21 protein-coding genes are annotated in these 18,550 nt (G+C 37.5%); 5 read left to right on the forward strand and 16 right to left on the reverse strand.

Features of this window, described 5'->3' with window-relative positions; genetic code table 11:
- The 5 genes from IW22_RS14895 to IW22_RS14915 all read right to left on the reverse strand — a co-directional run bounded on the left by IW22_RS14895 (position 1) and on the right by IW22_RS14915 (position 4,125).
- Entirely contained in the window at positions 1–453 is a 453-nt protein-coding gene (locus IW22_RS14895; protein ID WP_034727924.1) for a MarR family winged helix-turn-helix transcriptional regulator, read from the reverse strand.
- Positions 454–618: 165 nt separating this feature from the next.
- Entirely contained in the window at positions 619–1,542 is a 924-nt protein-coding gene (locus tag IW22_RS14900; protein ID WP_034727798.1) for an ABC transporter ATP-binding protein, read from the reverse strand.
- Between the two features lie 98 nt (positions 1,543–1,640).
- Positions 1,641–2,018, reverse strand: coding sequence for a GxxExxY protein (locus tag IW22_RS14905; RefSeq protein WP_034727801.1), 378 nt, complete (start codon positions 2,016–2,018; stop codon positions 1,641–1,643).
- 551 nt (positions 2,019–2,569) lie between these two features.
- Positions 2,570–3,541: an iron ABC transporter permease gene (locus IW22_RS14910; RefSeq protein WP_034727804.1), complete on the reverse strand. Its 972-nt coding sequence runs from the start codon at positions 3,539–3,541 to the stop codon at positions 2,570–2,572.
- A gap of 23 nt (positions 3,542–3,564) precedes the next feature.
- A complete protein-coding gene (locus IW22_RS14915) occupies positions 3,565–4,125 on the reverse strand; it encodes a TlpA family protein disulfide reductase (protein ID WP_034727806.1) in 561 nt (186 codons plus the stop codon).
- A gap of 32 nt (positions 4,126–4,157) precedes the next feature.
- On the opposite strand from IW22_RS14915, the gene IW22_RS14920 reads away from it, so the two are divergent.
- Both IW22_RS14920 and IW22_RS14925 read left to right on the forward strand, forming a co-directional pair.
- Positions 4,158–5,282, forward strand: coding sequence for a ferredoxin--NADP reductase (locus tag IW22_RS14920; RefSeq protein WP_034727809.1), 1,125 nt, complete (start codon positions 4,158–4,160; stop codon positions 5,280–5,282).
- A 56-nt stretch (positions 5,283–5,338) separates the two neighbouring features.
- Positions 5,339–5,896, forward strand: coding sequence for a vancomycin high temperature exclusion protein (locus IW22_RS14925; RefSeq protein ID WP_410492855.1), 558 nt, complete (start codon positions 5,339–5,341; stop codon positions 5,894–5,896).
- On the opposite strand, the gene IW22_RS14930 is transcribed toward IW22_RS14925, so the two are convergent.
- Entirely contained in the window at positions 5,893–8,502 is a 2,610-nt protein-coding gene (locus tag IW22_RS14930; RefSeq protein ID WP_034727814.1) for a BamA/TamA family outer membrane protein, read from the reverse strand. The genes IW22_RS14925 and IW22_RS14930 overlap by 4 nt on opposite strands.
- Between IW22_RS14930 and IW22_RS14935 the strand changes: the two genes are divergently transcribed.
- Positions 8,488–9,213 (forward strand): TrmH family RNA methyltransferase, encoded by a 726-nt coding sequence (locus tag IW22_RS14935; protein WP_034727815.1) that lies wholly within the window; start codon positions 8,488–8,490, stop codon positions 9,211–9,213. The two genes, IW22_RS14930 and IW22_RS14935, sit on opposite strands and share 15 nt — an antisense overlap.
- 76 nt (positions 9,214–9,289) lie before the next feature.
- Here IW22_RS14935 and IW22_RS14940 read toward each other — a convergent pair whose 3' ends face one another.
- From IW22_RS14940 to porQ, 5 genes are all read right to left on the reverse strand, one after another.
- Positions 9,290–9,787, reverse strand: a complete 498-nt coding sequence (locus IW22_RS14940; protein ID WP_034727817.1) for a hypothetical protein — start codon at positions 9,785–9,787, stop codon at positions 9,290–9,292.
- A gap of 3 nt (positions 9,788–9,790) precedes the next feature.
- Positions 9,791–10,099, reverse strand: a complete 309-nt coding sequence (locus IW22_RS14945; protein ID WP_034727818.1) for a phage holin family protein — start codon at positions 10,097–10,099, stop codon at positions 9,791–9,793.
- A 79-nt stretch (positions 10,100–10,178) separates the two neighbouring features.
- Positions 10,179–10,529 (reverse strand): YtxH domain-containing protein, encoded by a 351-nt coding sequence (locus IW22_RS14950; RefSeq protein ID WP_034727820.1) that lies wholly within the window; start codon positions 10,527–10,529, stop codon positions 10,179–10,181.
- A gap of 97 nt (positions 10,530–10,626) precedes the next feature.
- Positions 10,627–11,301, reverse strand: a complete 675-nt coding sequence (gene cmk, locus IW22_RS14955) for a (d)CMP kinase (RefSeq protein ID WP_034727821.1) — start codon at positions 11,299–11,301, stop codon at positions 10,627–10,629.
- 83 nt (positions 11,302–11,384) lie between these two features.
- Positions 11,385–12,377: a type IX secretion system protein PorQ gene (gene porQ, locus IW22_RS14960; RefSeq protein ID WP_034727823.1), complete on the reverse strand. Its 993-nt coding sequence runs from the start codon at positions 12,375–12,377 to the stop codon at positions 11,385–11,387.
- A 166-nt stretch (positions 12,378–12,543) separates the two neighbouring features.
- On the opposite strand from porQ, the gene pyrH reads away from it, so the two are divergent.
- The gene (gene pyrH, locus IW22_RS14965) at positions 12,544–13,251 is read left to right on the forward strand and encodes a UMP kinase (RefSeq protein ID WP_034727825.1); all 708 of its coding nucleotides are present in this window, start codon (positions 12,544–12,546) and stop codon (positions 13,249–13,251) included.
- Positions 13,252–13,438: 187 nt separating this feature from the next.
- On the forward strand, positions 13,439–13,993 hold the full coding sequence (frr, locus tag IW22_RS14970; protein ID WP_034727827.1) for a ribosome recycling factor: 555 nt from the start codon (positions 13,439–13,441) through the stop codon (positions 13,991–13,993).
- Between the two features lie 57 nt (positions 13,994–14,050).
- On the opposite strand, the gene IW22_RS14975 is transcribed toward frr, so the two are convergent.
- From IW22_RS14975 to IW22_RS14995, 5 genes are all read right to left on the reverse strand, one after another.
- The gene (locus tag IW22_RS14975) at positions 14,051–14,953 is read right to left on the reverse strand and encodes a PhzF family isomerase (protein WP_034727828.1); all 903 of its coding nucleotides are present in this window, start codon (positions 14,951–14,953) and stop codon (positions 14,051–14,053) included.
- A gap of 146 nt (positions 14,954–15,099) precedes the next feature.
- Positions 15,100–15,729, reverse strand: coding sequence for a hypothetical protein (locus IW22_RS14980; protein ID WP_034727830.1), 630 nt, complete (start codon positions 15,727–15,729; stop codon positions 15,100–15,102).
- Between the two features lie 34 nt (positions 15,730–15,763).
- Positions 15,764–16,117, reverse strand: a complete 354-nt coding sequence (locus tag IW22_RS14985; RefSeq protein WP_034727832.1) for a hypothetical protein — start codon at positions 16,115–16,117, stop codon at positions 15,764–15,766.
- Positions 16,118–16,297: 180 nt separating this feature from the next.
- A complete protein-coding gene (locus IW22_RS14990) occupies positions 16,298–17,752 on the reverse strand; it encodes an LptF/LptG family permease (protein WP_034727834.1) in 1,455 nt (484 codons plus the stop codon).
- A gap of 134 nt (positions 17,753–17,886) precedes the next feature.
- Positions 17,887–18,534 carry a LolA family protein gene (locus IW22_RS14995; RefSeq protein WP_034727837.1) on the reverse strand — a complete coding sequence of 216 codons (648 nt, stop codon included), beginning with the start codon at positions 18,532–18,534 and terminating at the stop codon, positions 17,887–17,889.
- Positions 18,535–18,550 lie beyond the last annotated feature (16 nt).

Below are 18,550 nucleotides of genomic sequence, written 5' to 3' on the forward strand. Positions count from 1 at the left end.
TTATTTTCTGTTATTTAATAATTCGTTTGCAATTTTCATGATTTCGGACATGACCTCCTTGAACGTTTCAATTTTCTCGGGAGCGATCTTCTCCATCACCTTTTTGTTAAAATTGACGACCACTTCTTTTGACATATTCCTTGAATTCAGACCTTTATCTGTAAGTTTAATGATCACTTCCCTTTTATCGGCAGTGGTTTTTTCCTTATAGATGTATCCGTTATCTTCAAGAAGTTTAATTATTCTTGTCAGAGAGGTGGGCTCGATCGCCATTTTAGGACCTAAGTTGGTACTTCGGGTGCCTTCTTTGGGATCAATTTTAAGAAGAGTGAGGGCCTGTACAGCGGTAGAATCATGCTCTTGAGCAAGTTCTGTGTACATTTTAGAAACAGCCAGCCAGGTCTGTTTTAAAACTAAATCTACGTTTTCTATTTTTTCTTTATTATTATCCATCATTTATGTACGAATGGTGTTACCCAAATTTAGTAAATATTATGCATGCATAGTATTTATTAACGTTAAATTTTGTTAATAAGCTGATGTTAAACGAGTTAAATTGTATGATTAGCATAATACTATGCATGCATAGTATGTGAAATATTTAACAGAAATGTAGTATTAATGAATGTTTTTAACGGAATCAACTATTTCTTCGAAAGATTCACATTGTTGTTTGGAGGTGTTGGTAAGAATATCCCAAAAACCGTTCCTGTACTCAAAATGTAGGGCAGAAAGGTCTTTTTCGAAATTTTTCTGCAGCAGAGAATAGAGCATTTCTTTGTGAACCTGCGGAGCCTGAATGGAAGGCGGAACAAAATTATCATTCACCTGGAATAAGGATACATTGGTCAGTTCATCATGCTGAAGTAATACGTCTTCTACAAGCCCGGTGAAAAGCTGATTATCCTTTACATACCAGATTTTGTCTGCAAACTCTTTGGCCAGTCTCCAGTCGTGGGAAGAAAATAAAATAATTTTGTTTTGTTCTTTAGCCAGTCTGCGAAGCGTTTTTAAGATGATAAGCTTGTTTTTCTCATCCAGATGCGTCGTAGGCTCATCCAGGATAATAACCGGCGAATTTTGGGTAATGGCACGTCCTATAAATGCCTTCTGCAGATTTCCATCTGATAGATTTTTAAGAAGAGTATGTTTATACTGTCTGAGATCCAGCTCATCGATGATATCGGAAACTTCTTCTCTGTCTTCTTTCTTAAGTTCAAAATAAAAAGGATAGTAAATATATTTCCCCAATGAAATGAGGTCTTCAACGGTGTAATGCTGCGGAACATTGGATTTAGAGAAAACAACGGCAATATTTTCAGCAATTTCTTTAACAGAAAGATCTTTTATATTTTTGTGATGAATTAAAATTTCTCCGCTTAAGAGGGAAATCTGATGCAAAATAGATTTGATTAGCGTAGTTTTTCCTACACCGTTATTTCCAATCAGAAGGCATACGTCGCCCAGTTTCAGATCTGCCTGAGCATTTGAAATTAAGGTTTTGTCGTAGCCTATATTGGCTTGTCTGATTTCCAGGTGCATGGGATTGTTGGGTAATCGCAAAGACACAATTTTTTCACAAAAATAATGTTTTTAAGGCGCAAAGAATTCGATTCCGTCAAGTTTTTATGCTGTTAAAATTATAAGTGATTGACAATTCTGGTTACTCCGTTTTTAAAAACATCAGATTGAAAGTTTAATAAAAGACCTAATTTACAGTTTGTCATTTTTAAATAGGTCAAAAGCTGTGCTTTATGAATTGAGTTAATGTATTCTACCGTTTTTATTTCTAATATTAATTTATTTTCAATTATCATATCTAATCTGAAGGCATTCTCAATTTTTAGGTCTTCATAGATAATTGGAAATAATTTTTGTCTTTCGATTAATAAGCCCGTCTTTGAAAGCTCATAGAACAGGCATTCTTCGTAAACATGTTCAAATAATCCGGCGCCTAGCTTTTTGTGAATCTTTAAGCCTGCATCAAAAACTACTTTTGACAATTCATTTTCTGTCATTGTGTTTGTATTTCTGTGAATTTACGAATTTGTTGGTTTTTCACAAAGACGCAAGGTTTTTCCAAAAATGAGCATATTTTAAGGCGCAAGAAAATCAGAGATTTTCAGCAAGTACACAGTTGTAGAGTGTGCGGTTTACAATTTTATCGGAGATAAAATCCTGGCACTTTAAAGCATAATCCTTACAAACTTCTTTGCTGAATTTCTATTACTCAACCAATCAAATGTTTTTGTTAAGTTACAAATTTGTTGGTTTTTCGCAAAGACGCAATGCTTGATCAAAAATGAGAATATTTTAAGGCGCAAGAAAATCAGAGATTTTCAGCAAGTACACAGTTGTAGAGTGTGCGGATTACAATTTTATCGGAGATAAAATCCTTGCGCCTTACAGCATAATCCTTACAAATTTCTTTGCGACTTTGCGATTAACCAAAAAACTAGACAATCTGCGAAATCAGCGAGAAAAAAAATAATCTCACGCAGATTCTTCAGATTACACAGATCTTATTTCCGGGTTAAAAAATTCACAATTCACCATTGACCATTCACCTTTAAACCTTATTCTGCTTCAAAAGCATCAGCAAGATCACAGGTATTCCAAATACAGAGCTTATCACATTCAAAGGTATCTGTGTTTTTTCAGCTATTACCGAGAAGAGCATCATCACCAGCATTCCTAGAAACATATTCAGAATCCATTGTTGCCATAGTTTGGATGGATTATAGATTAATCTGCAAAAATGTGGGACAATGATTCCTATAAATAAAATAGGGCCTAAAAATGCCGTAATTGAAGCTGAAAGCAAGGAAGATGCTGCAATGATCAGAATCTTCAGTTGATTGAGATTGACACCTAAACTCTGCGCGTAAGACGTTCCCAATGAATTTCCAATCAATGGTTTAATGGTTTTAAAACAGAAGAACATTCCGGTGAAAACCAGAATAGATAATACATAGATCTGGTTTCTGGTCACCATATTATTAGCTCCGAAAGACCATAGAATATAGTTTTTCAGACTCTGATTTTCTGCATAGAACTGTAATAAAGAAACAACCGCTCCTGCAAACGCAGAAACGAGGAATCCGAATATAATAAGATAAGATTTATCCTGAAATTTATTCGACATGGAAAGAAGAACCAGCATCAGTACAAGACTTCCTGCGATGGCTGAAAGGCTGAGAAAACTGTTCTGAAGAAATTCCGGGATCAGAAAATCATGGGAAAAGAAAATATAAAAGGCCACACACAGGCTGGCTACCGATGTAATTCCCAAGATATCCGGACCGGCCAGCGGGTTTTGAAAATACTCCTGCATCAGAAAACCGGAAGTCGGAATTGAAATCCCTGCCAGAAGCATCACCAGCACGCGGTTGATACGGATCTCAGCGATCTGGCTTTGATCGGAATCCTGAAGAAAATCCTGTAGGTTTAAACTTAAAAATCCTGTGTTCAGATTGATGACCGCAGTAAATATAATAGCGGCCGTCAGCAGTAAACACAGGATCTTGAATTTTTTTGACATTATTCAGAAAGAATCTGGATGTTTTATTTTAAGAGAGCTTCAACTTTAGAATTCAATATTTCTTCGGTCATCATGCCCAGATATTCATCAGTTTTATCACCTTTTCTCATATAGGTAAAAGGAATTGAACCACCGTCCCACTGCTTAAAATTAGTGGTGAAAAAGGTTGGGTCAAGTTTCTGGCCGTCTAAAAGAATAATATTAGAAGCAAGGTTATTTTCCTGTGCAAATCTTTTCACAGCGCTGTTCCACTCAGATTTATCATCAAGGTTGATGAACGTGAATTTTACAGGTTTCCCTTTCAATTCCTCCATTTTGTTTTTAAAATGAGGGATTTCTCTCATACACGGTCCGCACCATGTTGCAAAGAAGTTGGTAACGTATAAAGTGTCATTTTTCTGAGCTAAGTATTTTCCAAGATCCTCCGGAGAAAGTTCCTTTGGAGTGTAAGCCGCTGCTGGAGGAGCTGTATGATCTGTTACAGAAACTGAATCTGTCACAGCTGTATCTTCCATTTTTTGCCCTTCTTTTTTACAACTGTAAAGAGCGGTAAGAATAAGCGTGGATAAAATTATCTTCTTCATAAATTATTTTTTGACTATTTTTGAATTGAAGTATGGAACAACAAATCTATAAAGGGAAACTGATACAGTTTCATCCGTTAAAAATAGCGAAAAAGCAACAACTTACCAAAAATACTTTTTCTCTGGAATTCGATATTGCAGAGAATTTACGGGAGAATTTCAAGTTTGAAGCAGGGCAGTTTGTGAGCATAAAATTTATGGCTCATGGCGAAGAAGTGATTAATGATTATTCAATGACATCAGCTCCTTATGAAAAAAAAATCTGTCTTGGAATCAAGGTGAATTCTTCTGAGGGAGCTACTTCAGAGCTGTTTAGAAATTATAATGTGGGTGATGAACTGATGGTAGGAGAGCCTTCCGGAAGATTTACGCTCGTTTCGAAGCCGAGTGAATTCCGGACGATCGTTGCATTTGCGGCGGGTATTGGAATTACGCCGGTCCTGAGCCATTTTAAAAATATTCTGCATACAGAACCGCGCACCAGATTGTTTTTGTTTTTTGGAAACAAAAGCTCGGAAGAAGTTATCTACAGAGAGCAACTGGATAATATTGCCAGGATGCACGGTGACAGGCTTCAGATCTTTTATTTTTTTTCAAAGGAAAAAACAGCTGACCAGTTTTTCTACGGCCGGCTGGATGAAAAGAAACTGAGCTTGATCATCAATCAAATTCTCCATCTGGATGATACGGATGAAGAATCTACCATCTGGGATGCCGTAGATGAAGTCCTGATTTGCGGAAAAGGAGAGATGATAAAATCACTGGCCAATGCGTGTTACCACCACGGAATTCCTAAAAAGAATATTCATTTTGAGCTTTTTGAAGAATATAATGACGATATTTATCCTGTAGAAAAGGAGTTTCCTCTGATTGAGAACGTAGAAGTAGCCTTCACAATGCTTGGAAAAGTGTATGAAGCCCATCTTCAGGACAACAGGGAAAAGATCCTTCAACAGCTTTTGATTCAGAATTTTCCGGTACCCTATTCATGTAAGTCGGGGATCTGCGGAAGCTGCGAATGTTATCTTGAAGAAGGGGAAGTGGAACTTCTTGAAAATGAATATTTAACGGAAAAAGAAGAGGCCCAGGGAAAAATATTAGCGTGTATGTCTATTATAAAAAGTAAGAAAATAAAGCTTAACTTTGACCTTAGTTGAGAATTATCAGGAACATATTTAACTTAACTTTTATATCAGTAGAAATAGGAATTCTGGTGATATGTCTGTGTAATGCCTGGGTTTTCGGGCTTACCAACGGCCGTACCTATACGAAGATCTCGAAAATACCTCCACGTGAGGTTGCTCTGGTTCTGGGAACTTCTCCAAAGATGAGATCCGGCCTTTCCAATCCTTATTTTACGAAAAGAATGGATGCGGCAGCACTTCTGTATCATCATGGAAAAATAAAAAAAATCATTGTAAGCGGTGAGAAAAGCAGGGGGTATAATGAGCCGGCTGCCATGAAGAACTATCTGGTGAATCAGGAAGGTGTTCCGGGAGATATTATTATTGAAGATCCAAAAGGATTCAATACTTACAAAAGCATTCTGCGCTGTAAAGACGTCTACAAAAAGAAAGATGTGATCATTGTATCACAAGGGTTTCATAACCTACGTGCCTTATTTTTTGCGAGGAATAATAATATGAATGCACTGGGATTTGATGCTCAGGACGTCTCAAAACCTGAAAGCTACTACAGAAACCAGGCCCGCGAAGTACTCGCAAGAGTGATTGCTGTAGTCTATTTCATATTGGGAATCTCTCCGGATTAGAAAGGATATCCGAAAGCTATATTCAATGTAGGTTTGAAAGGCTGGAAATTTTTAAATCTCCATCGGTCACCTTCAGGTTTATTCGGATCATAGATTTTGTAGGCAAGGTCCACTCTCAATGTGATATAAGCCACATTTACCCTCAATCCAAATCCGCTTCCTACTCCCATCTGTCCTAAGAATTTATTGAATTTAAACTCATCCCCATAACTGTTATCTTCGCCGGGTTTTCTAATGCTCCACGTGTTTCCTATATCGGTAAATACAGCACCTTCATACATTTCATTAAACGGAACCCTGTATTCTATATTCGTCGTTAGTTTTAAGTTGTTGGTCATATAAGTACGAACTCTTTCATCAACCTGAGAGTCTGAAGGCCCCAATCCGCCAAATGCAACCCATGCTCTGATGTCATTGGATCCACCGTTGAAATAAGATTTGATAACAGGCATATCCTTAGAGTTCCCGTAAGGAACACCAACTCCAATAAACTGACGCAAAACTAACGTCTGGTTACCATTGAATTTAAAATATTTTCTGGTATCGATGTCAAATTTCACAAACTGTGCATAAGGAATTCCGAAGATGGTTCTCTGAGGACTCGCCACAACACCTCCGGCATCTCTTTTTTGGTTGAATATACTTAAGATATTACCCGCAAGTTCTACTTTTCCGTTAAAATAAAAGGCGTTCGGATAATCTTTCTTACCAATCTCACTATATACAAAATTATAGATCATGGAAGAAATGATGATATCCTGTGTCTGTCTGTCTTTATTTACAACCGTTCCTTTGAATGCGGTCAGAAGATCCAGTCCTTTCTGATCGAGAGTCCCAGGATAAACAGTATCAGTAATGATTTGTCTTGAAATATAATCAATGGTTAACTGACCGGAGTTGAACTGCTGCTCGAGCTCTGGCGGTTTGGTCGCAAAATAGCTTGTGAATACATCTTTTCTTATAATCTCATCATTCGCGAAATAGCTATAATAAGCATCTTTGTTTTTCGTAAGACTGATCTGAGTATTGAAAAGGGTCAGTCTGTGTGATACCTGATCATTCACATTGGCCTGGTAATTCAATCCGGTATTAAAGTTAACCCTTCCCAAACCGATATTATTCTGTACCGATGCTCCCAAAAGAATGGAAGAAGTAGGTGTATATCTTTTCGGAAGAAGTTTATAATAATCGAATGGCAGAAGAAGTCTCGGGAAATTAAGAGAAGCCTGCGCAGAAATTTCGTAAGCAAGGTCTTTCTTATCAATGTTTTTCGTACTTCTTATGGATCCGAACGTTCCGGAAATACTGGTTGAAAGGTTTTCTGCTCCTTTGAAAACATTTCTGGTCGTAAGGTCTACAGAAGGAGATACCCCAAGATTTAAAAGCTGGGAGTAATTGATATCCGTTCCTACTTTAAGTTCGTATTTCGGAAGGGGTTTCAACAGATAAAGAACATCTACAATACTGTCATTAGGAGAAGTTCCTCCACCTCTTCGTAAAGAATCTCTGGCCTTCAGGATGCTGAAGTTATTCATCGCAATGAAATTTCTTTTCGTGAGGTCAAGATTCTTTTGATCGTACACTTTCTTGCTGTCCACGATCACCGCTCTCCAAAGGGAAGATTTCTTGTAGCTGTTATCCATTTTATGGAACCTGATTCTTCTTAAACTATCCTTGATGGTATGTTTTGGGAAATCGCTCGCCTCATTAACAATCGCTACATCAATATTTCCTATTGTGGCCACTTTGTAAGGGTGATCTGCAGAATCTTTATGGATTTCCAGCGTAAGAGGAACCTGTTTTTTGCTTTTCAGGGAATCTGCTACGAAATAAACCTCTTCATTGGAGCTGTTGAATCTGTAATATCCGTTTTCACGCATCAGATCCGTAATTCTGGTTACTTCTTTTTCAAGAACGGTCTGGTCAAGCCTCTGTCCGGATCTTACCAGACTCTTGTCCAGTTTTTGCCAGTAAAGACCTTTTACGGTAGGATCGGTAATATTATAGTAGTAATCCTTGATATAAGTAGGATCGTTATGTCTGACGAAATAATTAACGGCTGCTTTTTTAGAAGTTGAATCAATAGAGTGTTTAACATGCACGTCGGCATCCCAAAACCCTCTGTATATCAATCTTTTTTCAATAGATTCCGTACTTTTTTCACTTCTGGTCTGATCAAGGATCACTGGTGGCGTTCCCCAGCTGTGAAGCAGACGGTCCAGAAACAGCGTTTTACCTACACTGCTTTTCATATTGTATTTAAGGAAAAGGGAATCTCTCAGTTTCTGATTTCTCATCTCATCCGGATACGTCATGTATTCATTGAGTAAAGTATCATACTTTGGATTGGCCATATTATAAAACCCTAACGTCAGTGGAAATAACAAAAGCTGCTTTTTATTGGGCTTCTGTTGAACGTAATCCTTCAGTTCTTCATCGATGGATTCTTTCTTATCTTCAAACTCAAAAGTGTTCTTAGTAAGCAGATATTCACCGTCCGGAACTTTTTTTGTTGTACTGCAGGCATAAAGGAGACCAACAAATGTTGCAAATGAGATAATTTTATAATATTTTTGAGGAGAATTCTTATAATGCTTACAGCTCATACAATAAAAATTTTACAGTCTTTAGATAAAAAGAAGTTCAGACAAAAATACAATTTGTTTTTGGTTGAAGGTAATAAAATCATTTGTGAACTTCCTCAATCTAATTTTAAAGTTAAAGAAATATTTTCTACCGATCCGCAAAAACTGGACCGTACTGATGTGCCCATTATTCAGATCACTGAAAATGAGCTGAAAAAAATCAGCTTCCTTAAAACGCCTAAAGATTCTGTAGCAGTCTGTTATCTGCCTGAAGATGAAAAAATGGAAGATAAGGATGTTCAGTTGGTTCTGGACGGAATTCAGGATCCCGGTAATCTGGGGACCATTATTCGTCTGGCAGACTGGTTCGGGATAGAACAGATTATCTGCAGTGAAGATACTGTGGATGTTTATAATCCCAAAGTGATTCAGGCCACCATGGGCTCTTTCACAAGGGTGAATATTATTTATACTGATCTTGTGGAATATCTTTCGAAAACGGAGAATGTCAATATCGGAACCGATATGGAAGGAGAAAATATTTATACTTTCGAAAAACCGAAAAAACTGAATCTTATTCTCGGAAATGAAGGAAACGGAATGCGTCCGGAAACAGAAAAACTCCTTAATCAATGCATCACCATTCCAAGATTTGGAAAATCGCAGTCTACAGAAAGCTTAAATGTTTCTATGGCAGCAGGAATTATTCTGGGGCAGTTATTTTCTAAATAGGGAACAAGAAATTAGGGCTTAGGGAGTAGAAAATTTAGTGTATAAAACTATTTCCTGAATCCTAAGCCCTAATCCCTTAAATTAATTGTTCCAGACTCGAAACACTTTTATTCTTCTGATATACTTCCAGTTTTTTTCTGACATATTTCAGGGCAATAGGAGCGAGGTAGATCATGGCTGCACCGAGAAGCTTTTTCTTCCAGTTCGGGCTTTTCATATTCTTTTTGGCATAGTTTCCTACAAAAGCAGTGATTCCCAGCTTAATCAGACTGTCTGTCACATTACCTCCTAAAGCTGTACTGGCAATGCCTACTGCAGTATTCTTATTGATGAACATATCTTTGACTTCGGAAGTCAGCTGTCTGGCAATAACGTCTTTTCGCAGAACTACTTTTTCATCTCCGTCTTCATCTACTTTTTCCTGCAGATATTGGTCTGTAAGGCCATTTGTGAAAGCACTCAGGCTCTCTTTTGTGTTTTTAAAAGTGAGTAAATTTTCCAGATCACTGATTTCACCTTGGAGCAGTTTTTTCTTTCTTCTCAGTTCTTCGATGCTTTCGTATTTTCTGCCCATAGCTTAATGATTTAAAAATTTAATAACCTGATCTGCGACCATATTGACAAGCTTATTTTTAAAAGCAATAATAAATGCCATTACGATCACATAGAATCCAGCAACAATCAGGAATCCGTAAGATGTATTATCCAACGCTTTACCGATAAGAAATGCGATTCCAAAATTAAAAAGGATAATAAAAAAAGTAAAAGCAACTAGCAGCACTACAAAGTAGGTAATGAGCCCTGCAGAAAGAGAAGATTTTTCAGTAGCTTCAATTTTCAGAAGATCTATTCTCTTTGATGCATATTCTTTAATAGTCTCTATCATTGTTTTTTTTTAAAGTTACAAAAAAAGGAACTTTCGCGCAAAAAGTTCCTTCCCATAATTTACTCAAAAAATAAACTATTTATTTTTTAAGATCGTTCAGTTCTGCTTCTACATCCTTTACTACGTCTGCAGTTTTGGAAACAATCTGATCTTTGTATTTATCGTATCCGTCTTTTACCGTATGGGCTACATTACTTGCTGTGTCCTTAAAAGTAGAAGAGATGTTACTGTACTGATCTTTTACTTTTTCAGAAACCTCGCCGTATTTGTTTTTAGCCTGGTCTTTTAGGTCACCTGCTTTATCTTTGATTTTTTTTCTTGTTTCTTTACCTTCTTCAGGCGCATAAAGCATTCCTAAGATTACACCTGCTGCAGCTCCTGCTAGAAGTCCTGCCAATATACCTGCTGTATTTTTTCCGTTTTTAGACATTTTTTAGCTTTTTTAATAGTTAATAAATATTAGTTTTTTACTGGGTCAAAATGTACAATTTGTATACCAAAGGGGGTATAGTGGCTATTAAAAAGTGTTAAATCTTTCTGATGTGAGATAGAATGAGATCTATAGTTTCGTCTTTTGTAAGGGCTGTATTGTCGATGACAATGGCGTCTTCAGCCTGCTTTAACGGGGCGATTTCCCTTTCACTGTCGATCTTGTCGCGATCTATAAGATTTTGTTTTACCTGCTCTCTGTCTGCATGGATTCCTAGGCCTGCCAGTTCAAAATATCTTCTGTTGGTTCTTTCGTCAATACTGGCAGTCAGAAAGAATTTATAGTCCGCATTTGGCAGAACTACTGTCCCTATGTCACGTCCGTCCATAATAATACCGCCTTTTTCTGCCAGCGACCGCTGTGAGTGAAGCAGGAAATCCCTTACTTCTTTCTGTTTGGCCACAATACTTACATTGTCGGAAACTTCATTGGTACGGATCTGTTTTGAAATATCAATATGATTAAGGTAGAGAACCAGCTCGTCTTCATTGTTTCTGAATTCAAGTTCGATCTGGTCTAAAGAAGAAAACAGTTCCTGAAGGTTGATAGAATCACCTCCGTTCATGCAGTTCTGTAATGCAAACCACGTAACTCCCCTGTAAAGCGCGCCGGTATCCAGGTGTATAAGGCCCAGTTTCTTGGCAATAACTTTAGAGATTGAACTTTTTCCGGTAGACGAGTACCCATCGATAGCTATTACAGGTTTTTTCATACCGCAAATTTCAAGAATTTTTTTAAAAAATCAAGGGAACGCAGAAAAAATTTCTTTATTATTCTTAAAGATTATGGTTGAGCTTACTCTCCAGCGTGGCTGCTAAGGTCCATAGAAACTCCTATCTGGTTCACATTGGAAGAGTTGTGGTAGCGGATATGGGCATAGTCTATACGGAATCTTCTTAATTTAATTCCGAATCCTCCTGAAAGCCCTGAAAAGTTTCTCTGATCTGCCACAGCAAGTTCATTTCCTCTTTTCGCATTATATCCAAGTCTTATATTAAAGCCTTTTTCGGGGAAAAGCTCAGCACCCACGGAAAAGTGGTCTGCCAGTTTTCTTCCGAAGCCTACTTCCTGACCGTTTACATTATATTCCTGCGAAATATCGAACTGTTGAAGATCGTGAGCAGTAATGGTAATGGCAAGCGGTATAGCTTTTAGGATTCTTGTGTAACCCATGTCTATCCTGAAGGGAAGATTTTCTCTGGTTCCGTTAAAAGATTTCAGCTGAAAACCGAAATTTCTCATCACAAGAGAAAGGGCTTCTTTGTTCTTTTTATTATGATAGGTAATCCCTGCAGTTCCGGAAACTGCGGAAGAAGTATAGTTGTCTATTTTTGAAGTGATGAAATTGATGCCTCCACCAATGGTCCAGTCTTCTTCAAACTGGTAGGCATACCCAGCACCGATAGCTACATCAGAAGCTTTAAAGTCCCCGTTTTGCTCACCGCTTTCATCGGTTCTGGGAGTACTTCCGTAGGTCATGTATCTGGCATTCACCGTAGCCATATGCCCGTTGTCGAAATCTCTTGCGTAGGCGATGGTACCATACTTAGAGTCGGCAAGGTAAGCTGTGGCATTCACGGAAAGCTGTTTGTCTGAATCTCTGTTTAAAAGGGACGGGTTTGCAATAGCAAAGGAAACATCATGGTCTCTGACGGAAATTGCATCGCCACCCAGGGCAGCCTGTCGGGCAGATACAGGGATGTTTAAGAAAGGATAAACATTTGTTCCTGTTTGCGCATAAGAAACAATTCCTGACAGAAATAATGAAAAAATGACAATTTTCTTCAATTCAATTTATAATTAATGCAAAAATAATCCTTTTTCGTACTTAACAAAATATTTCTGACATTATTTCTACGTAAATATTTTTCTTTTTTCAATATTTTTAATGATTATATTTGCAAAATCAAATTTCGGAGAAAACAGCTCCGGTAAAGCTTATTAAAAATTAAAGATGAAATATAAAAGAATCCTTCTAAAACTGAGTGGTGAGGCCTTAATGGGGAACAGACAATATGGTATTGACAATGAAAGACTGCAGGAATATGCTGCTGAGATCAAAACAGTAGTAGAAAAAGGCTGCGAAGTAGCAATCGTTATTGGAGGAGGAAACATTTTCCGTGGAGTAGCAGGTGCTGCAAAAGGAATGGACAGAGTGCAGGGAGATTATATGGGAATGCTGGCAACCGTGATCAACGGGATGGCGCTTCAGGGAGCTCTTGAAGATGCAGGAATCAAAACCAGACTTCAGTCTGCCATTGAAATGGATAAAGTAGCTGAGCCTTTCATCAAAAGAAGAGCCGTAAGACACCTTGAAAAAGGAAGAGTCGTAATCTTCGGAGCCGGAACCGGAAACCCTTATTTTACAACCGATACGGCAGCAACTTTGAGAGCGATCGAAATTGGGGCGGATGTGATCTTAAAAGGAACAAGAGTAGATGGTATCTACGACAGCGATCCTGAAAAGAATGCAGATGCTGTAAAATACAACTCATTATCATTCAACGAGGTATATGCTAAAAACCTTAAAGTAATGGATATGACTGCCTTCACATTAAGCCACGAAAATAAATTGCCGATCATCGTATTCGATATGAATAAGGACGGGAACTTACTGAAGATTGTAGAAGGAGAAAATGTAGGAACTTTAGTGGATTTATAGGGAGAAGGTGGCAGATAATAGGTGGCAGGGATTTGAAAATTTAAATATTTAATGATTTAAAAATTGAAAGATTTAGAGATTCAGATATTTTGGAATTTAAAAATTACCCATAGCTTATTACTCACTACACATACCTTATTATTCATCATTTATAAAAATGTGTAACTTATCAAATTTTAACTATATAATGGAAGAATTAGATCTTATATTAGAATCTGTAAAGCAGGACATGGATGGCGCTATAAAGCACTTGGATCATGCATTTCAAAGAATTAGAGCAGGGCGTGCTTCTACGTCAATGGTTCAGGATGTAATGGTAGAATATTACGGAGCTCCGACTCCTATTAACCAGGTGGCCAATGTTTCTGTGCCGGATGCAATGACCATCTCTATTCAACCTTGGGACAGAACAGCTATCGGGGCGATTGAAAAAGCTATCATCAACTCAAACCTTGGTTTTGCACCTTCTAATAACGGGGAAAATATTATCCTTAATGTTCCGCCTTTAACAGAGGAAAGAAGAAGAGAGCTGGCGAAACAGGCTAAAGTAGAAGCTGAAAACACAAAAATTACTGTAAGAAATGCAAGACAGGATGGTTTGAAAGAACTTAAAAAACTGGAAGGTGTTTCTGAAGACGTAGTAAAAGGTGTGGAAGACGAAATCCAGGGTTTTACGGACAAATATGTAAAGCTTTGCGACGAGCATCTTAAGACGAAAGAGGCTGAAATTATGAAAGTATAATTTTCAACTGTTCAATATATAAAAAGCACCTGTTATTTTTACAGGTGCTTTTATTTTTTATACTAAAATGGTGGTTTTGAAAATGGCAACCGCATTGCCTTTGATCTGTATCTGTTCCGGCTTTCCATGATTCACTGTTACTTTCACATTCACTGTTCCCAGACGGTTGATCTGCTCACCCTGCCTGCCATTAAATTCAAAATAATCATTCTGATATTCGACCAATTTATTTTGAACCAGATATCCGCCTAAAGGACCGTTTGCATTTCCGGTGACCGGATCTTCCGTAATTCCTATTGCGGGGGCAAACATTCGTCCGTAGGTCAGAACATCTTCGCGGTCAGAATCAAACGTAAATACAAAACATCCATTGCATCCGATTTCATGGCTTAACTGAGTCAGAGCGCTCATATCCGGCTGAAGTTCATTCAGGGTTTTTCTGCTTTTAATACCTATCATCACTTTTGAATGACCGGTGGAAGCAATTTGGATCGGGCAGTTTTCCTCAAGTTCAGAAACTTTAAGATTCAATGCGGAAAGCAATTTTTGGGTTGTGATCTCATCAAACTCCGGGCTTAGTGTAAAAGCAGCCTGCGTCATCGTGATCTGGTAATCATCATCTGATTTTTCAATTTCGATAGGAAGGATTCCAATTTGAGTATTGATCTTTAAAACACAGGATTCAAGATGATCTTCCACTGCTTTGGCATACAGCGCAGCAATGGTCGCATGTCCGCATGAAGGAACTTCTATGGATGGAGTGAAATAACGAACCGTATAGTCGCTTTCAGCATCTGTAGGAGAAAAAATAAAAGCAGTTTCTGAATTATTGAGTTCCCGTGCTATCGCCTGCATATTTTCATCATTGAGTCCGTCTGCATTCAGAACAACACCGGCTGGATTTCCTTTGAATTTTTCCGTGGTAAAAGAGTCTATCTGATAAACTAGTATTTTCTGCATTTTTAAGATTAAAATCGAAGTATAAATATACCTAAGACTTTTCGTTCACTAATTGACATTTGACAATTTCAGAAATAAAAAATTTTAGGATAAGTTTGAGAAAATAATTAATTTAAATTAATGTTTTGAAAGTATGCGAGTTTTTTTTACAGACATTTTATTTCACCTTTCTTATCCCTGTTTTTCAGTAAAGACTGGTAGGTTTTCATCAGCTCGTCTGTATTGCATTGGGTTTCCTTGTTTGCAATTTTATCAGGAGAAGGTTTCTCAGTTGCGTTAGATCTTATAGAATACTGTTTTTTCAGACATTTGATGGATTTACTATTTTGGATATAGATCCGGCTTTCCGTGATGTCGTCTTTTGTAATGGGCTTTTCCGGGGTGCCTCCGTCAAAATTCCATCCTGTGTCTTCTTTAAAAATGAAGAACAGATTTCCGTCTTTGATAAAATATTGTTCCGTTGAGCCAAAATGACTGTATTCATCGTAGGAATGCTCAATGATCCGGATTTCTTTCTGATCAGAATAGAACCTTACCTTGCCTGATCTTTCGTCGTTGCAGTTGTAGGTAAAACCTGTGGAAGTCAGTTTTTTTGATTCAAGCTGTTTCTGGAGACTGCTGTATTCGCTTTTAATCTCTTCTATAGGATCTGTTGTAGAATCCTTTTTTACGATAAGACTATCTTTGGAAGCTGATGTTTTAAGAGCGGTTTTATCCTTATGATTTTTACATGAAAAAATAAAAGCCAATCCGGCAGCGAGGAATAAGGTTCTCATATCATACTTTTTGGTGAACCTTAAAACTACAAAATTATCTGCAAAATCTTTTCCTGAATACCAATCCCTGTCCGAAACTAATATCGCCGGGCTTTACGTTTGAAAAAGTAAAAATCTTGGATGTTACTTTTACAGGATGAAGTATGTAATTTCCATCTAAAGAAGCTTTGTGAAACTGCATCAGAAAAGCTCCGTTGTGTTCCTTCAATATTCCCCAAAGTTCTTTTTTATCATTCTCACGAATTAAAAATACACTGTCTTTTTCCACAGAAACAGGACTGAGAAATTCAGGATTTCCTTTATAACAGTAAACAGTAGCCTGGTGTTGACCTTTGGAGAAAATGAATAAAAAGAATAAAATGACAGATAATAGAGTGGTGTTCCTCACAATGAAAGAATATGAAAATTATTTTAACTAAATGATTTTTCTTCCTGTAAATATAGCTTTTTGCCATTGAGTACAAAAAGGAATAAGTTACAACGATTAACCCCAAATAAAAAGACCCGAAAAACTCCGGGTCCTATAATCTTTAAATCATTAAAATTTTTAAATCTTTCAATAAAAAAATTACTGATATCTCTTATGTTCCTTACTCTTCGAGAATCTCTTAACGATTGGTTTAAACAGCGCTTTGTACTTTTCAGCATCAAACAGCTGTGAGTCGGTAAGGGCTTTATAGGTCATCCATATTCCAAACGGAAGAAGGATCAGGTTCGGGAGCCATGCTGCTAAATAAGGACTCATTCCGCCTCCCCATGCAACATTCTCGATACCCAGATTCATCACATAGAAAATAATGAAAATAACAATCGCGATAATCACCGGAAGTCCCATTCCTCCTTTTCTGATGATGGAACCTAAACTGGCTCCAATCAGGAAGAAAATGATACAGATTACAGAGTAAGAAATAATTCTCTGCTGGTAAATAACTACTTTACTGAAGTATTTTATATTGGAGCTGAATTCGTTCTTTTTTCCTTCGGCGGTTGTTTTCAGGTTTTCAAGCCTGTTGTATGAATTATAGATGATCTGCAGCTTCTTTTCACCTTTTACGGTATCCAGTTTTACCTGTTGTTTAGCGATGGTTTTAGATTTGGTCTTATCCATATAGGTCACCACAGAATTGGTCTGGCTAAGCACATCGGAACTGATGGAGGTGAAAAAATCATTATTGTCTTTTTTACTTTTAGCAACAGTAGCATTAAGCTGTCCGTACGTCTGAAAACGGTAGTCATCCGTGATCTGCTCCTTTTCAATAGCTTTGTTAATGATCTCACTGATGTCAAAGTGTGAAACCAGCGTGTCAAATTTAATAGCCTGATCGGGTTGTTTCAGTCTTACATTTTCACTCTTTCCTGCAAAATTGTCTTCAAATACATATCCGTTATACAGTTCCAGTTTCAGGAAGTTCTTGTTGGCAGCAGGAACAAATTTTCCTTTTTCCGCTACAATAGACTGTTGGTTTTCATAAGTGCTGGCTTTTCTGTGTACAAAAACACCCTCGATACTTTCTCCGTTTTCTCCGTAGATCTTATCAAATTTCACCATATAGCCCGGAATCTGGTCGATGAACTGTCCCGGCGTGAAGTTTAAGGCAGGTTTAGTCTGTGCGATATTGAAAAGCATATTCTTTGCCTTTTTCTGGAAATCCGGAATAATATTATTGGAGAAAAAGAAAAGCATGACTGCGAGCACTGTTGCGACCCCCAGCAGAGGTGCCATAACTCTTGTCAGGGAAATTCCCGCTGCCTTCATCGCTGCAAGCTCATACCGCTCTCCAAATTCACCGAAGGACATGATACTCGCCAGAAGAATTGTAAGCGGAAGCACCATACTGATCACACTTACCCCAAGGTAAAAAAGAAGTTTCAGGATCTGCCAGTAGCTTAATCCTTTTCCCATGAACTGCCCCAGCTGAACCCAGATAATGTTTACAATAAAGATGAAAAACAAAACGCTGAATATAAAGAAAAACGGTCCAAAGAAGGTTTTTATGATATATCGGTCTAGTATTTTTAACATGCGCCAAAATTAATCAAAAAGCCACAAAGTTTACTTGTGGCTTGTATAATTTTTATTACTTTTTATTTAACTGCAAAAAGAAGAAGAGTGGAATCTGCAAATTTGTGAATTCACCCTATCTCCAGTTCACTTTTTTAAAGTTCTGTGATCACGTAATTTTTGAACTTATTCTTGTCAAAAACAAACATATTCGGATCCAGTTCCTGGTTTTCCTTATATTCTTTGATAGCAATTACGGCTACATCTTTGTTGTTCCCGTGCTGCTCAAGTTTTACCATTTGCTTTTTCGCTGAGTCTACAAAAATGTATACATATTGAATTCCATTGGATTTCACCGGAGTCAGTTTAATGAAATCAGCATTCACGCCATTTACATTTTTCTTTCCGTTGTAGGTTACATTGTAATCATTTCTGTAGGTCGAAAGATAGTTGATAGGGGAGAACATGCTGCTGCTTCCATTAGGTTTTGCAACCGTTACTTCCATATCATCTGCATTGATGTTGTAGATTTTGCTTCCGTCGAAGATCTGTTCCGTGTCCATGATCTTCAGTTTATACTTTTCTCCGGCGGAGTAATAAATACCGGGTTCTGTTTTGGTCACCTGTCCGTTCAAGCCAGTCCCGAAAGAAAACTTGAAATAAGAATTCTTTTTAGACTTGTAGTTGGCTGTGATGTCATCCAGAATTTTTTTAGCTTTCGCATCAATTTTCTGTGCCGGGGCAAATCCTACAGCACCGATAACAAAACTTCCGACTATAACTTTTGAAATAATATTTTTCATTTTTTTATTTAATATA

Source organism: Chryseobacterium sp. JM1, assembly GCF_000737715.1.
Classification (GTDB): Bacteria; Bacteroidota; Bacteroidia; order Flavobacteriales; family Weeksellaceae; genus Chryseobacterium.

What these genes read in the sequence shown, in the direction of transcription:
- IW22_RS14915 (WP_034727806.1), bottom strand. Translation starts at nt 4,125, where the DNA reads ATGAAGAAGATAATTTTATCCACGCTTATTCTTACCGCTCTTTACAGT.
- IW22_RS14920 (WP_034727809.1), top strand. Translation starts at nt 4,158, where the DNA reads ATGGAACAACAAATCTATAAAGGGAAACTGATACAGTTTCATCCGTTA.
- IW22_RS14910 (WP_034727804.1), bottom strand. Translation starts at nt 3,541, where the DNA reads ATGTCAAAAAAATTCAAGATCCTGTGTTTACTGCTGACGGCCGCTATT.
- IW22_RS14975 (WP_034727828.1), bottom strand. Translation starts at nt 14,953, where the DNA reads ATGCAGAAAATACTAGTTTATCAGATAGACTCTTTTACCACGGAAAAA.
- IW22_RS14930 (WP_034727814.1), bottom strand. Translation starts at nt 8,502, where the DNA reads ATGAGCTGTAAGCATTATAAGAATTCTCCTCAAAAATATTATAAAATT.
- frr (WP_034727827.1), top strand. Translation starts at nt 13,439, where the DNA reads ATGGAAGAATTAGATCTTATATTAGAATCTGTAAAGCAGGACATGGAT.
- IW22_RS14995 (WP_034727837.1), bottom strand. Translation starts at nt 18,534, where the DNA reads ATGAAAAATATTATTTCAAAAGTTATAGTCGGAAGTTTTGTTATCGGT.
- cmk (WP_034727821.1), bottom strand. Translation starts at nt 11,301, where the DNA reads ATGAAAAAACCTGTAATAGCTATCGATGGGTACTCGTCTACCGGAAAA.
- IW22_RS14895 (WP_034727924.1), bottom strand. Translation starts at nt 453, where the DNA reads ATGGATAATAATAAAGAAAAAATAGAAAACGTAGATTTAGTTTTAAAA.
- IW22_RS14905 (WP_034727801.1), bottom strand. Translation starts at nt 2,018, where the DNA reads ATGACAGAAAATGAATTGTCAAAAGTAGTTTTTGATGCAGGCTTAAAG.
- IW22_RS14935 (WP_034727815.1), top strand. Translation starts at nt 8,488, where the DNA reads ATGCTTACAGCTCATACAATAAAAATTTTACAGTCTTTAGATAAAAAG.
- IW22_RS14945 (WP_034727818.1), bottom strand. Translation starts at nt 10,099, where the DNA reads ATGATAGAGACTATTAAAGAATATGCATCAAAGAGAATAGATCTTCTG.
- pyrH (WP_034727825.1), top strand. Translation starts at nt 12,544, where the DNA reads ATGAAATATAAAAGAATCCTTCTAAAACTGAGTGGTGAGGCCTTAATG.
- IW22_RS14990 (WP_034727834.1), bottom strand. Translation starts at nt 17,752, where the DNA reads ATGTTAAAAATACTAGACCGATATATCATAAAAACCTTCTTTGGACCG.
- IW22_RS14980 (WP_034727830.1), bottom strand. Translation starts at nt 15,729, where the DNA reads ATGAGAACCTTATTCCTCGCTGCCGGATTGGCTTTTATTTTTTCATGT.
- IW22_RS14940 (WP_034727817.1), bottom strand. Translation starts at nt 9,787, where the DNA reads ATGGGCAGAAAATACGAAAGCATCGAAGAACTGAGAAGAAAGAAAAAA.
- IW22_RS14900 (WP_034727798.1), bottom strand. Translation starts at nt 1,542, where the DNA reads ATGCACCTGGAAATCAGACAAGCCAATATAGGCTACGACAAAACCTTA.
- IW22_RS14950 (WP_034727820.1), bottom strand. Translation starts at nt 10,529, where the DNA reads ATGTCTAAAAACGGAAAAAATACAGCAGGTATATTGGCAGGACTTCTA.